This window comes from Achromobacter insolitus, assembly GCF_002209555.1.
GTDB classification, from domain to species: Bacteria; Pseudomonadota; Gammaproteobacteria; order Burkholderiales; family Burkholderiaceae_B; genus Achromobacter; species Achromobacter insolitus.
In genome coordinates this window covers 21,222-35,344 of sequence record NZ_NJIF01000008.1, presented here as the reverse complement: position 1 = coordinate 35,344, position 14,123 = coordinate 21,222, and the positions used below count along the sequence as shown (strand labels likewise).

Annotated in this window: 14 protein-coding genes; 6 read left to right on the top strand and 8 right to left on the bottom strand. The window is 64.4% G+C overall.

The window, feature by feature from the left end:
• Positions 1-22: 22 nt before the first annotated feature.
• The 6 genes from CEY08_RS22040 to CEY08_RS22015 all read right to left on the bottom strand — a co-directional run bounded on the left by CEY08_RS22040 (position 23) and on the right by CEY08_RS22015 (position 6,481).
• Complete coding sequence (locus tag CEY08_RS22040) at positions 23-790, bottom strand: SDR family oxidoreductase (protein ID WP_042794649.1); 768 nt, start codon at positions 788-790, stop codon at positions 23-25.
• Positions 787-1,782, bottom strand: coding sequence for an NAD(P)H-quinone oxidoreductase (locus CEY08_RS22035; protein ID WP_076814964.1), 996 nt, complete (start codon positions 1,780-1,782; stop codon positions 787-789). The genes CEY08_RS22040 and CEY08_RS22035 overlap by 4 nt, the downstream gene beginning before the upstream one ends.
• Positions 1,783-1,801: 19 nt before the next feature.
• A complete protein-coding gene (locus tag CEY08_RS22030) occupies positions 1,802-2,506 on the bottom strand; it encodes an ABC transporter ATP-binding protein (protein ID WP_042794647.1) in 705 nt (234 codons plus the stop codon).
• Positions 2,499-4,280 (bottom strand): branched-chain amino acid ABC transporter ATP-binding protein/permease, encoded by a 1,782-nt coding sequence (locus CEY08_RS22025; RefSeq protein ID WP_042794646.1) that lies wholly within the window; start codon positions 4,278-4,280, stop codon positions 2,499-2,501. Before CEY08_RS22025 ends, CEY08_RS22030 begins: the two co-directional genes overlap by 8 nt.
• 22 nt (positions 4,281-4,302) lie before the next feature.
• Positions 4,303-5,169 carry a branched-chain amino acid ABC transporter permease gene (locus tag CEY08_RS22020; RefSeq protein ID WP_042794645.1) on the bottom strand — a complete coding sequence of 289 codons (867 nt, stop codon included), beginning with the start codon at positions 5,167-5,169 and terminating at the stop codon, positions 4,303-4,305.
• A gap of 112 nt (positions 5,170-5,281) precedes the next feature.
• Positions 5,282-6,481: an ABC transporter substrate-binding protein gene (locus CEY08_RS22015; protein ID WP_042794644.1), complete on the bottom strand. Its 1,200-nt coding sequence runs from the start codon at positions 6,479-6,481 to the stop codon at positions 5,282-5,284.
• A gap of 329 nt (positions 6,482-6,810) precedes the next feature.
• Between CEY08_RS22015 and CEY08_RS22010 the strand changes: the two genes are divergently transcribed.
• Genes CEY08_RS22010 through kce form a run of 3 tightly spaced genes read left to right on the top strand, consistent with a single transcriptional unit; the run spans position 6,811 to position 9,477 of the window.
• Positions 6,811-7,593 carry an SDR family oxidoreductase gene (locus CEY08_RS22010; protein WP_063961116.1) on the top strand — a complete coding sequence of 261 codons (783 nt, stop codon included), beginning with the start codon at positions 6,811-6,813 and terminating at the stop codon, positions 7,591-7,593.
• Complete coding sequence (locus CEY08_RS22005; protein ID WP_042794643.1) at positions 7,593-8,549, top strand: 3-hydroxyacyl-CoA dehydrogenase; 957 nt, start codon at positions 7,593-7,595, stop codon at positions 8,547-8,549. The genes CEY08_RS22010 and CEY08_RS22005 overlap by 1 nt, the downstream gene beginning before the upstream one ends.
• Entirely contained in the window at positions 8,542-9,477 is a 936-nt protein-coding gene (gene kce / locus CEY08_RS22000; RefSeq protein ID WP_042794642.1) for a 3,5-dioxohexanoate:acetyl-CoA acetone transferase, read from the top strand. Before CEY08_RS22005 ends, kce begins: the two co-directional genes overlap by 8 nt.
• A gap of 36 nt (positions 9,478-9,513) precedes the next feature.
• Here kce and CEY08_RS21995 read toward each other — a convergent pair whose 3' ends face one another.
• Positions 9,514-10,584, bottom strand: coding sequence for a glycerol dehydrogenase (locus CEY08_RS21995; RefSeq protein WP_063961120.1), 1,071 nt, complete (start codon positions 10,582-10,584; stop codon positions 9,514-9,516).
• A gap of 21 nt (positions 10,585-10,605) precedes the next feature.
• The gene (locus CEY08_RS21990; protein ID WP_042794640.1) at positions 10,606-11,310 is read right to left on the bottom strand and encodes a GntR family transcriptional regulator; all 705 of its coding nucleotides are present in this window, start codon (positions 11,308-11,310) and stop codon (positions 10,606-10,608) included.
• Positions 11,311-11,478: 168 nt separating this feature from the next.
• On the opposite strand from CEY08_RS21990, the gene CEY08_RS21985 reads away from it, so the two are divergent.
• From CEY08_RS21985 to CEY08_RS21975, 3 genes are read left to right on the top strand one after another with little or no spacing between them, the layout of a single operon-like run.
• Entirely contained in the window at positions 11,479-12,294 is an 816-nt protein-coding gene (locus tag CEY08_RS21985; protein WP_232033809.1) for a transketolase, read from the top strand.
• Complete coding sequence (locus CEY08_RS21980) at positions 12,295-13,281, top strand: transketolase family protein (protein WP_076814960.1); 987 nt, start codon at positions 12,295-12,297, stop codon at positions 13,279-13,281.
• Between the two features lie 15 nt (positions 13,282-13,296).
• Entirely contained in the window at positions 13,297-14,100 is an 804-nt protein-coding gene (locus CEY08_RS21975; RefSeq protein WP_076814959.1) for a shikimate dehydrogenase family protein, read from the top strand.
• Positions 14,101-14,123 lie beyond the last annotated feature (23 nt).

The following is a 14,123-nucleotide window of genomic DNA, read 5'->3' as shown; positions in this document are numbered from 1 at the left end:
GGGGGGCGCTGTCGCCTCCAGGTCAGGTCATGAGCCAGCCACCGGCCACGTCCAGCACCTGGCCGGTCACGAAGCGGGCTTGATCCGACGCGAAGAACAGGCAGGCATCCGCCACTTCCTCGGGCGTGCCCAGGCGGCGCAGCGCGGTCACCTGCGCCACGGCGTCGTTGATCTCCTTGGGCACGGTCTTCAGCAAGGGCGTGCTGATCCGTCCCGGTGCCAGGGCGTTGACCGTGACCTGGTGCTCGCCCAGCTCGGCGGCCCAGTGGCGCGTCAGGCCGATCAGGCCAGCCTTGGTGGCTGCGTAGTGCGCGGCCACGATGTCGCAATAGGCCCGGCCGGCCACCGATGACATATTGATCACACGGCCCTGGCGTTCGCGCACCATGTGCGGCGTGGCCAGATGCGTCATGTAGAACACGCTGTTCAGATTGACGGCGACCACGTTCTCCCATTCCCTGGGGGGCATCTCCCAGACCTTCAGCGCGCGGCCGTCCGTCTTCGGCGAAATACCGACGTTATTGACCAGGATGGTGGCGGCGCCCAGCTCGCGGCTGATACGCTCATAGGCTGCCTGGCATTCCTCGAAGCGCGCAACGTCCGCGTGCACGAAGCAGACTTCGTGGCCGTGCTTGCGCAGTTCCTTCTCGTAGGCCTGGCCGCCCTGCGAATTGAAATCGATCAGTCCCACGCGACCGCCTTCGGCCAGGAAACCCTCTACGATGGCCGAGCCGATGCCGCCGACCGCGCCGGTCACGATGGCGACCTGATCCTTGAAACGCGCGCTCATGCGGCCACCTTCAGCATGATCTTGCCGATGTGCCTGCTGCTTTCCATCAGCGCATGCGCCTGGGCTGCCTCGGCCAGCGGGAACACCTGATGTATCCGCGGCAGGCATTGCCCCTGCTCCATCAAGGGCAGCACCTTCTCCGCCAGCGCGCGGGCGATCGCACCCTTGTCTTCATCGGAGCGGGGACGCAGGGTGGACCCGGTGAACTGCAGGCGCTTGATCATGATGGGCATGGCATCGATCTCGGCCTTGCTGCCCTCCAGGAAAGCGATCTGCACCAAGCGGCCGTTGACCGCCAGCAGCCGCAGATTCTTGTTGATGTAAGCGCCGCCCACCATGTCCAGGATCACGTCCACCCCCGGGCCGCCGCTGCCCTGGCGCACCTCGGCCTCGAAGTCGGTGTCACGGTACAGCACGGCGTGGTGCGCGCCGGCGGCCAGGCAGGCCTGGGCCTTTTCCTGGTTGCCCACGGTGGTCCAGACTTCGGCGCCGAAGGCGCGCGCCAGCTGGATTGCCGTCAGCCCGATGCCGCTGGAGCCGCCGTGCACCAGGAACCGCTCGCCCGCTGCCAGCCGGGCGCGGTCGAACACGTTGGTCCAGACCGTGAAGTAGTTCTCGGGGATGGCGGCGGCCGTCAGCAGGTCCAGGCCGCGCGGCACCGGCAGGCAATGGCGTTCGTCGGCCAGGCAGTATTGCGCATAGCCGCCACCTGGGGTCAACGCGCAGACTTGGTCGCCGACCTTCCAGAGGCTGGCTTCGGGGGCCGTGGCGATGACGGTGCCGGACACCTCCAGCCCGAGGTAGGGCGAGGCCCCCGGTGGCGGCGGATACGAGCCGGAGCGTTGCAGCACGTCGGGCCGGTTGACGCCCGCGTAAGCGACTTCAATCAGCACCTGCCGGCCGGCGGGCGTCTCCATATCGCGTTCAGCCAGGCGCATGCAATCGGGCGCGCCGCCCTGGCCATGGTCGATGAATGTGCAGCGTAAAGACATAAAAAATGGATCCTCGGTATCAATGGCCCAGGTAGGCCTTCTTTACATGCGGGTCGCTCAGCAATTCCGCGCCGGTGCCGGTGCGCACGATCGCTCCGTTCTCCAGCACATAGCCCCGGTCCGCCAGCCGCAGGGTGCGGAACACGTTCTGTTCTACCAGTAGCACGGTCACGCCATGCGCGGTGACGCCGCGAATGATGTCGAACATCTGCTGCACCAGCAGCGGCGACAGTCCTAGCGAAGGCTCGTCGAACACCAGCAGCTTGGGGTCGGCCATCATGCCGCGCGCAATTGCGACCATCTGTTGTTCGCCGCCCGAGAGCGAGCCGGCATACTGGTTCAACCGTTCCTTCACCCGCGGGAAGATGCCCAGCACCTCGTCCAGTTTGCGTTGCACGATGGGACGCGCGGCGCGCTTGTATGAACCCATCAGCAGGTTGTCGCGCACGGTGAAGTGCGGGAACAACTGGCGACCTTCGGGAATCATCGTGATGCCCGCGTCCACGATGTCATAGGGCTTGCGGTTGGTCAGGTCCTGGCCTTCGAACTCGACCTTGCCTTCCATTGCGCCGATGACTCCGCACAGGGTCTTGAGCGTGGTGGTCTTGCCGGCGCCGTTGGCCCCGATCAGCGTGACGATCTCGCCCGCGTTCACTTCGAAATTCAGGCCGGTCAGGACCTGGCTCTTGCCGTAGCCGGAGGACAGATTCGAAACCTTAAGCATCCTGGTACTCCTTGCCCAAATAGGCTTCGATGACGGCTGGGTTCTCGACCACGTCCTTGGGCGCGCCGCTGACCAGCACCGCGCCTTCATTCAGCACGATGATGCGGTCGGACAGCGCCATGGTGGCCTGCATCATGTGCTCGATCAGCAGCACCGACACGCCCGAATCGCGGATGCGCCGGATCATCTGGATCGACTTTTCGATGTCGGTGGGGTTCAGGCCCGCCATGACCTCGTCCAGCAGCAGGATGCGCGGCTTGATCGCCAGCGCGCGCGCAACCTCCAGGCGCTTCATGCCGCCTACGGTCAAGTTGCGCGCCTCGATGCCCAGGTACTTCACCAGATCGGTCTGTTCGGCAACCTTCAATGCGATCTGCTCGGCTTCGTCCCGGTTCGACGTCCGGATGAAGGCGCCCAGCATGATGTTCTCCAGCACCGTCAGGCCGGTGAACGGCTTGGCGATCTGGAAGGTGCGACCCAGTCCCTGGTGCGCGAACTCATCGGGCGTCTTGCAGGTGACCCACTTGCCGTGCGCATCCAGCATGCTGATGCCGCCCTTGTCCGGAGACAGGAAGCCAGACAGCAAGTTGAACACCGTGGTCTTGCCCGCGCCGTTCGGGCCTATCATGCCCAGGATCTCGTTCTGGTTCAGCGTGAGCGACACGTCGTTGGTGGCGCGCAGCCCGCCGAAGCTCTTGAACAGCTTGTCGGCCTTGAGCACCGGTTGCTCCGAACGTTCGGCGCTGTGCAGCCGCAGTTCGTCGGCCAGCTTGAGCTTGGCGCGGGGCGTGCCCAGGTAGGGCAGGCGCGACAGCCAGCGCTCGATGGCGGGACCGAAGGCGCCGGCCAGGCCGCGGGGAATGGTCAGCACCACCGCCACCAGGATCAGGCCGTAGATCAGGCCGTGCATGCCGTTGCCCACGCTGCTGAGCCAGCCGCGCGCCAATTCGGCAATAGGCAGCACCAGGAAGGTGCCGGCGATGGGGCCGGCCACGGTGCCCAGGCCGCCGATCAAGGCGAACATGGCGACCTGGATCGACAGTTCCAGCGAAAACGCCGAGCTGGGATCCACGAAGGTCAGATAGGTGATGTGGAACGTGCCGATGATGCTCGTCAGCATGGCCGACACCACCGCCGCGATGATCTTCATGCGCACCGTATGGATGCCGACGGCCAGCGCCGCGTCCTCGCGTTCGCGGATCGCGATCAGGTAGTGGCCGATCCGCGACTTGCGGATGTACCACGATACCCAGGTTACCAGCAGGAACAGGGCGAACGCGATGATCACGTAATTGACCTTCTCGCGGAACACGATCCAGGTCCAGCCTATGTTCAGCGGCAGGCTGATGCCGCTGGAGCCGCCGGTCCAGCTTTCTTCGTGGATGACCAGCAGGCGCACCACCTCCAGGATTGCGATGGTGGCCAGCGCGAAGAACGGACCGCGCAAACGCAGGGTGGGGTAGCTGATCAGGATGGCGACCGCTCCGGAGATCGCCGCGCCGGCCAGCATGCCGAACCAGGGGGAAATACCGAAGTTCTGCGTCAGCAGGGTCGCGGTATAGCCGCCGATGCCATAGAACACCGCATGGCCCAGGGACAGTTGGCCGGCATAGCCGCCCACGATGTTCCAGGCCACCGAGAGGGCCGAAAACACGAACAGCAGCACGAACAGATTGGTCCAGAAGGGCGTGCCCATGATCACGGGCAAGAGGAACATCGCGATCAGCAGGATGAGGCTGACGTAAGTCTTGGGGTGTCGAATATCGGGAAACACGTCTCGCTCCTTGTTGCTCTGATCACTCTGTGCCGACGCCGAACAGGCCGTTCGGGCGCAGCACCAGGATCAAGAGGAAGATCCCGAAATAAACGACCTCTTTCAGGTCGGGGGCGATGTAGAAGCCGGCCAGCGTGTCCACGATGCCGATGATCATGGAGCCGGCCACGGCACCGTACAGACTGCCCAGTCCGCCCAGCACCACGATCACGAATGCCGTCAGCACGAAGTATGTGCCCACGGTGGGAAACACCGGATACTGCGGCGCCAGCAAACCGGCGGCAATGCCGACGAAAGCCGTGCCCAGCCCGAATGCGATGGCATAGACGTTGTTGACGTTCACGCCCATCAGCGTGGCGGCGTAGCGGTGCTGGGCCACGGCGCGCAACGCGCGGCCCAGGTAGGTACGGTGCATGAACAGGTGCAGCAGCACCGCCAGGCTCAGGCCGATCACGAACGTGACGAGTTGCCCGGTCACCATCGAAAAGGGGCCGACGTCGATGGCGCTGGTGCCCAGTTCGACCGGCGCGCGATAGACGTTGGCGCCGAAGATCACCAGGGCAAGATTCAGGAGGATGGTGGACACGCCCACCGTGGCGAAAATCTGGATGTGCTGGTCGGCGTTGAGCAGCGGCTGGATGATGCCCTTTTGCGTCAGCGCGCCCAGCGCGAACAGGATGATGGCGACCGGCACCAGGCCGGCGTAGGGATGCACCCCGAATTGCGCCGCGATCAGATAGACCATGTACATGCCTATCATGAGGAATTCGCCGTGCGCGAAGTTCACGACCCGCACCACGCCGAAAATCAGCGTCAGCCCTAGGCTGATGATGGTGTATGCGCCGCCCAGCAACAGGCCGTTGATGACCAGTTGAATGAATAGTTCCATGTTGCAACCTCTTAGCTGCGGCCCGGGCCCGGCCGTGAATTCGGCCGGACCCGGGCGCGCGGACTCCGGGAATCATCAGGCGCCCCCGAGCGCCTGAGCACTGGCTAGGCGTTTATTTCTTGAAAATGGGCTTGCCGAGTGCGAGGTTGCCGGGTGCGATGGTGACGAGCTTGCCGTCCTGCCACTGCATCACGTAGAACGTGGATGCATTGTTCTGCCCGTCTTCACCGAAGTCGAAGGCCCAGCCGTTGGCAGTCTGGCCGGCCGGCTTCTTGTAGGCCAGCACCGCCGCGCGGATCTTGTCCTTGTCCGTGGACTTGGCATTGCCGATGGCTTCGAAGAAGGCCTTGGCGCCGACGTAGTTGGTCAGGCTGTGGCCGGACTGCGGGTCGCTCTTGTAGGTGGACTTGTAGGCTTCAAGGAACTTGTCCAGGCCTGGCGCGCCAGCCGGGTTGATGGAAGCCTGGGGGAAGTCCAGGTCGAACACGCCATTCATGTCGGCGCCCACGGCCTTGGCCGTGTCGGCCAACGAATAGCCGCCGCCCGCGCCGATCACGACCTTGGGCTTGAAGCCCGCGGCACGCGCCTGGCTGAAGAACAGGATGGCATCGTTCTGGTAGGCGGTCTGCAGCACCACGTCGACCTTGGCTCCCTTCAGGCGCAGGATCAGCGAGGACAGGTCGACGGTCTTGGCCGAATACGGGAGCACTTCCGCAACCGTGTAGCCCAGTTCCTGGGCGCGTTTTTTCTCCGTGGCGGCCACGTCGGTGCCGTAGGGACCGTCCTCGTGGATGATGCCGATCTTGATGTCCTTCGGGTTCAGTCCCATGCCCGGCGCGATGGTGTCGTGCAGCGCATTGACCACCGACACCCCGTACAGCGCGGTGTTGGGGTTGCTGCGGAACAGATACTTGTAGCCACGGGTGGTGATCTTGTGCGCAGTGGCGCCCAGCTCGAAGTAGGGCACGCCGGCCAATTCCGTGACGGGCGAGGCCGCGTAGGAAATGCCGGAAGCGTAGCTGCCGAACACGCCGACCACGTTGGAGGAAATCAGGCGCTTGGTTTCCGACACGGCTTGGGTCGGGTCGACCGCGTCGGCCTTGATGATCTCGATCTTTTCGCCGTTGACGCCACCCGCTGCATTGATTTCATTGACGGCCAGCTCCAGGCCGCGATAGCTCTCCTGCCCCAGGAGCGCGAGCGCGCCGCTGAACGGGAAGAGTGCGCCCACCTTCATGTCGGCTGCTGCGGTGCCGCTTGCCAGCGCGCCGCACAGGCCCAGCGCCAAAGCAATTTTGTTGAACTTGAACACTGTCTACGCTCCTTTGTCGGTATGGGATGCGGACTTTCTTGGTTGGTCCGTCTTTTTTTGAATATATGATATATCTGCCGGCCGGGTAGCAAACCCCGCCTTGGATTCTAGTTGGGGTCGTAACCCGCCGAATCGGGGAATTCCCTAAAGCCGCATGAATAAAGACTTAGCGGGATGATCCTGCGCAAATTCATGGGTTTACCCTGCTTCTGGATGACACGGTTTGGCGGATCTGACGGCGAGCGGAAACATCCGGAAGTAGCGGCTTTTTTCATATATCGTATATCATCAATCGGCCGCTTTTACATAAAAATCTAGGAGACAGAGGCATGTTCGAGGAAGTGGATTTCGCCGGGAAAAGGGTGCTGATCACCGCCGGCGCGGACGGGCTGGGCCTGGAGATGGCGAAGGTGTTCCGCCATGCTGGCGCCTCCGTATTCGTGTGCGATGTGAACCAGGAGCGCCTGGCTGCGCTGCCGGCCGAACTGCCCGGCGTGCACGCCGCGCTGGCCGACGTCTCGGACGAGGACAGCGTTGCCGCGCTCTTTGATCAGGTGCGCGCCAAACTTGGTGGCCTGGACATCCTGGTGAACAACGCGGGCGTGGCCGGGCCCACCGGCTATGTGGAAACCCTGTCCAAGGCAGATTGGGACCGGACGCTGGCCGTGAACATCACCGGGCAATTCCTATGCGCCCGCCAGGCGATCCCCTTGCTCAAGGAGTCCAAGGCCGGCGTGATGATCAACCTGTCCTCCGCGGCCGGCCACCTGGGTTTCGCCGGACGCTCCGTCTATTCGGCCTCGAAGTGGGCGGTGATCGGATTCACCAAGTCCCTGGCCATCGAGCTGGGGCCGCATGGCATCCGCGTCAACGCCATTCTGCCGGGCGCGGTCGAGGGGCCGCGCATACGCGCGGTCATCGCGGCCAAGGCGGATACGCTGGGCCGTCCGGTGGAAGAGATCGCCGCGCAATACGAGAACCAGGCGGCGCTGGGCCGCATGGTCACGGCGCGCGATATCGCCAACATGGTGCTGTTCAACGCCAGCGAGGCCGCCCGCAGTGTCACCGGGCAGGCCATCGTGGTGGACGGCTTCACGCAGAAGCTCTACTGATGGACGCCGCGACGACAGCGCGGCGTGCCGCCATTGTCGGGACAGGACTGATCGGCCAGGGCTGGGCCATTGTGTTCGCCCGCATGGGTTGGGAAGTGCGCCTCTACGACGTCAACGCCGCTATGCTCGCGGAGGCTCGCGGACTGATCCTGCAGCAGCTGCGCGAACTGGAGTCCCAGGGGCTGCTCGCGCATGCCGAGGCCATCGGCGACCGCGTCCAGGTGGCAAGCAGTCTGGCCGATGCCTTGAAGGGCGCCAGCTACGTCCAGGAGAATTCTCCGGAAAACGTGGAAATCAAGCGGGCGCTCTTCACCGAACTGGACGCCGCCGCGGAACCGGACGCCATCATTGGCAGTTCCACATCCAGCATACCGGCCAGCGAATTCACCGCGCACCTGGCGGGCCGGCACCGCTGCCTGGTGGTGCATCCGGTGAATCCGCCCTACCTGATCCCGGTGGTGGAATTGTGCCCCGCGCCCTGGACCCGTCCCGAAGCGGTCGCAGCCGCCCGCGCCGTGATGGCCGGCATCGGGCAAAAGCCCGTGCTGGTGCGGCGCGAGATCGAGGGCTTCATCCTGAACCGCCTGCAGGGCGCGTTGCTGCACGAGGCATTCCGTCTGGCGAGTGCAGGCATCGCCAGCGCCGAGGACATCGACACTACGGTGAAGGACGGCCTGGGCCTGCGCTGGTCGTTCATGGGGCCGTTCGAGACCATAGACCTCAATGCGCCCGGCGGCATTGCCGATTACTGCGCGCGCTACGGCGGGCTGTACCAGTCCATCGGCGCGACCCAGGGCGAGCCGGTCGCCTGGGAGGGCGCGCTGGTTGATGCCCTGTCGGAGGAACGCCGCGGCCTGTTGCCGCGGGAAGATCTTGCCAAGCGCCGCTTCTGGCGCGATGAAAAACTGATGCGCCTCATGCGCCACAAGCAGGACAACGGAGACAACAATGGCTAAGCCCAAGCAGAAAGTCATCATCACTTGCGCCGTGACGGGTGCGATCCACACGCCCAGCATGTCGCCTCACTTGCCGGTCACCGCCGACGAGATCGCGGAAGCGGCCATCGGCGCGGCCAAGGCGGGCGCGGCGGTCCTGCACCTGCATGCGCGCGATCCGCAGACCGGCAAGCCGTCGCAGGACCCGGCGCTGTTCAAGCCCTTCCTGGAGCGGATCAAGCAGGAAACGGACGCCATCATCAATATCACCACGGGCGGCAGTCCCCACATGACCGTGGAAGAACGGATGCGCCCGGCCACCACCTTCAAGCCGGAGCTGGCGTCGCTGAACATGGGGTCCATGAACTTCGGCCTGTATCCGATGCTGGGTCGATTCAAGGAATTCAAGCACGACTGGGAGCGCGAACACCTGGAGAACAGCCGTTCGCTGGTTTTCCGCAATACCTACCAGGACATTGAATCCATCCTCACGCTGGGCAACGCCAACGGCACCCGCTTCGAGTTCGAGTGCTACGACATCAGCCATCTGTACAACCTGGCGCATTTCGTGGACCGCGGCCTGGTCAAGTCGCCGCCCTTCATCCAGTCGGTATTCGGCATCCTGGGCGGCATCGGTCCGCATCCCGAAGACCTCATGCACATGAAGCGCACCGCTGACCGTTTGTTTGGCAACGACTATGAATGGTCGATCCTCGGGGCAGGTCGGGGCCAGATGCCGCTGGCTACCATCGGTGCGGCAATGGGGTCGAACGTGCGGGTGGGGCTGGAGGATTCGCTGTGGATCGGCCCGGGCGAAATGGCGAAATCCAATCAGGTTCAGGTGGAGCGTATCCGCACCATCCTGGAGGCGCTCAACCTGGAAATCGCCACGCCTGAGGAAGCGCGCGCCAAACTGGATTTGAAGGGCAAGGACAACGTCGCGTTCTGATGTCCAAGGGGGCCGGCCTGGCCGGCCTCCGCGATATCAGGCGCGGCGGCGCAACGCGGCGGCCAAGGTGTCCGTATCCAGCTCGCGATCGAAGTTGGCGGCGTGGCGGGCCTTCAGGCTCAGTTCCGCCGCCAGCTTCAATTCCGCGTCGGACGGTGCTTCGGCCGCGCCCAGTCCGCGCAAGCTCGTGGGCAAGCCTACCTGGGCGTACCAGCGGGTCAATTCGGCCAGCATGCCGTCCGCCCGGTTCTCCAGGTCCAGTTGCACCAGCAGGCCGACGGCCACCTGCAGGCCGTGCGGGGCGGCGGCAACACCGCTGATCTTCGGCAGTCCGCGTGTCAACGCATGGGCGATGGAAAGGCCGCCGCTTTCGAAACCGAGTCCGCTCATGAGGATCATTGCTTCCACCACGCGTTCGAACGCCGGCGTGGGCTGGCCGCTGCCGGCGACGGCCACGGCTTCGGCGCCGTCGGCCAGCAGGGTGCGCAGGCAGCCGTCGGCGATGTACTGCGCGGTAAGGGGAGGCGCGGCGTCGTACATGTTCCGGCCGCCATTGCGGCCGCATTGTTCGGCTTCGAACTTCTTGGAGACCGCGTCGCCCAGGCCGGCTCGGAAGAAGTGCGCGGGGGCGGTCGCGATGACCGCGGTGTCCACCAGCACGATCGTGGGATTGAACAGCATGTGCTCCACCGCCAGGAGATTGTGATGGGCGTCGTACAGAACGTAATTCTTGCTCGTCGGCGCGTCGTTGGATGCGACGGTGGGCACGGTGATGAGATGGCAGTGCGAGGATTTAGCCACTGCCTTGCCGGCGTCCAGCGATTTGCCACCGCCCACCGCGATCACCATGTCGATGCCGGCAGGCGCCGCCTGCGCCCTCAATTGCGTGATCACGTCCGGCGTCAGGTCGCCCTCGACGATGAGCGGCACCAGCGATACCTGCTGCGCCGCGCACAGGGCTTCGATTCTTGGCCCCAGCACGCCGTGCACATAGCTGTCGATGACCAGGGCCGCCCGGCGGCCGAACAGGGCTGCGTACTGTCCCAGGGTGTCCAGGGCGCCGGCACCCTGGATGTAGCGGCTGGGTGCGCCAAAAATCTTCAGCATGGGAGATTCCTTCGGGTTTGCCTATTTACGGGCTGCGGGAGGACGGTAGTCGAGTTCCTTTTCGCGCTCGACCAGCCAGTCGATCATGATCTTGCCGCCCCAGACCAGATCGGCCTGGATGGCTTGCCGGGCCGCCTCGGAGTCGCGGGCTTCCAGGGCTTCCAGCACGGCCTCGTGGCGGTGTTCATTCTGCGAATAGTCCAGCCCCGACGTCTTGACGTGGAACACCTTGAGGATGGGGCCGGTGATCACCCAGAACGATTCCACCGTGGCGCGCAGGATGGGTTTGTTGCTGGCTTCCAGGATGGCGAAGTGGAACTTGCGGTTCAGGTAGCTGGCCCGCTTGGGGTCACTGGAGGTGCAGGAGATGAAGTCCCGTTGCAGCGCGATCAGGTTGTCCAGCTGCTTGCGCGTGATGTGCTGGGCGGCCTCGGCCGCGCCCATGCCTTCCAGGTGGAAACGGATCTGCTGGATTTCGCGCAGTTTTTCAGAATTGACGTAGGGCACGTAGACCGCGGTGGCCGCCTGCATCTCCAGGCCTTGTTCGCTGATCAGCCGGAAGATTGCCTCGCGCACGGGCGTGATGGAGACGCCCATTTCCTGGGCCAATTCGCCGATGATCAGGCGCTCGCCGGGTTCGTACTGCCCGTTGATCAGGGCATTGCGGATTTCGTTGTAGACCCTGACGGACAGGTTCTCTTTCTTTACCGGTTTCAGGCTGGACATGACAGGCTCAGGCTTGCTGTATTGATGGGGCGGGTGGATTCGGGGTGAATTCTATCCCGCCATGGCCAATTCGAGCTCAATGGGTATATTATATATCATATATCCTAACAGCGAAAAGGAAGCGCCATGAGAAGTGACAGGGAGGCCCCCACAGAAGGGGAAATCGGAATGTTGCGGGAAAAGGCCCGCCACATCCGGTTGGAGACAATCAGACTGATCGAAATCGCCAAGGTCGGGCACTACAGTTCGGTGTTCTCGTGCGCGGAAATCTTCGCCGCGTTGTACTACGACGTGATGCGCCTGCGGCCGGGCGAGCCTCAGTGGCCTGACCGGGACCGCTTCCTGATGGGCAAAGGCCATGCGGCGGTGGGCCTCTTTCCGGTGTTGGCCGATCACGGCTTCATCGACCGCGAACTGCTCGACGGATACACCCGGCTGGGCAGCCCTTTGGGCGACCACCCCGACATGAGCAAGGTGCCGGGGGTGGATTTCAGCTCGGGCTCCATTGGCCACGCGCTGTCCAACGGCGTGGGCATGGCGGTGGGCGGGCGCATGGACGGGCGCGATTTCAATGTCTTCGTGCTGTTGGGCGACGGCGAAATGCAGGAAGGGCAGGTCTGGGAGGCGGCGCTCTTCGCCGCGCATAACCGCCTGTCGCGCCTGATCGCCATCGTCGACCGCAACGGCTACCAGCTGGACGGCAAGGTCGACGACGTCATGGGCGTGGAGTCGCTGAAAGACAAATGGCAGGCCTTCGGCTGGGAAGTGCACGAAGTGGACGGCCACAATCTGTCGGAACTGACCGCCCTGCTGCGGCGCCTGCGCGCAGAGCAGGCGCGTGGCAAGCCCGCCTGCGTCATCGCCCGGACCGTCAAGGGCAAAGGCGTGTCCTATATGGAAACGGAGCCCGGCTGGCACCTGGGCTATCTGGCGCCGCAAGACGCGCAAAGCGCCGTCGACGAAATCCTTTCCCGCGAGATCTGAATGGCACAGGCACAAGTCCTCTCTCCCGACTCCTGGCAATACCGCGCCCTGAATGCGGTGAATCCCGGGCTGTCCTATCTGTCCGACGCGTTGATCGACTTGGCGCAGGCCGGGCATCCGGTGGTGGCTGGCTCGGCCGACCTGCAGTATTCCAACGGCCTGAATCGCTTTGCGCAGGCCTATCCCGATCGCTATGTCCAATTCGGCATTTCCGAGCAGAACATGGTGTCGGCGGCGGCAGGCCTGGCGACGACAGGCATGATGCCCTTCGTCGCAACCTTCGCTTCCTTCCTGGGCCTGCTGTGCTGCGAGCAGATCCGCATGGATGTTGCCTATACCAAGCTGCCCGTGCGCCTGATAGGCCACCATACCGGCATAAGCCTGGGCTTTTACGGCACCTCGCACCATGCCACTGAAGATATCTCGACGATGCGCGCGCTGGCGGGCCTGACCGTGGTCTCGCCCGCCGACGGGCCGCAGCTCGCGTCGGCCATCAAGGCATCGGTGGATTGGCCCGAGCCAATCTACTTCCGCATCGGCCGCGGCCGCGACCCGCAGGTTTATGAAGACGGCGTGCCATTCGAGTTCGGCCGCGCCATCGTGCATTCCAGCGGGACGGACCTGAACATCATTGCCTGCGGCATCACCGTGCACGCAGCCCTGGCGGCGGCCGAGCAGTTGCGGGGCGAAGGCCTGTCGGTCGGCGTGATCGACATGCCCACCATCAAACCGCTGGACCGCGATGCCGTGCTGGCTGCTGCGGGCAAATCCCGCTTGCTCATGACAGCGGAAGAGCACAACGTGCTGGGCGGACTGGGCTCGGCCGTGGCCGAGGTCCTGGCGGACGCGGGCACGGGCACGCGTCTGCGCCGCCATGGCATTTACGATGAGTACAGCCTGATCGCGCCGCCCACCACCCTGTATGCCCACTACAAGCTGGACGCCGCCGGCATCGCCGAAGTCGCGCGCGCATCACTGCAGCCCTGAGCCTCGGAGACGACCATGAAGGAAATTACCGGAACCACGCGCCTGTTCGGCATCCTGGCCGACCCCATCCACCACGTGAAGACGCCGCAGCGCATGAATGAGCATTTCGCCGCCATCGGCTTTGATGGCGTGTGCGTGCCGTTTCACGCCAGGCCGGACAACCTGGCGCAAGTGGTCGCCGGCCTGCGGCGCCTGGAGAACCTCGGCGGCGTCATCATTACCGTTCCGCACAAGACCGCCATCCTGGAACTGGTCGACGACGCCACGCCGGTGGCGCGCAAGATCGGCGCGGCCAACGTGGTGCGCCGCGAGGCGGACGGCAAGCTGGTGGCGCACATGCTGGACGGCGAGGGATTCGTGCGCGGACTGCAAAGCGCGGGCGTGTCGCCGCAGAGCAAGAGCGCCTATCTGGCGGGGGCGGGCGGCGCAGCCAATGCAATCGGCTTCGCCTTGGTCCAGGCAGGCGTGTCGCGGCTGACCATCGCCAACCGCACGACGGCCAAGGCCGAGGACCTGAAGGCGCGCATCCTGTCGCTGCATCCCGGTGCCCGGATCGACGTGGGCACGGCCGATCCCTCGGGGCACGACCTGGTGGTCAACGGCACCTCGCTGGGCATGAAGCCCGACGATGCCTTGCCGCTGGATGCCAGCCGCCTGACGCCGGAACAACTGGTCTGCGAAGTCATCATGCAACCCAAGGACACGGCCTTGCTGCTGGCGGCGCAGGCCCGCGGCTGCAAGGTGCACTATGGGGCGCCGATGCTGGCATGCCAGATCGAACTGATGGCGCAGATGCTGGGCGTGGACGCAGCCAAGTAGGCCGACACAGGATACGGACCCGA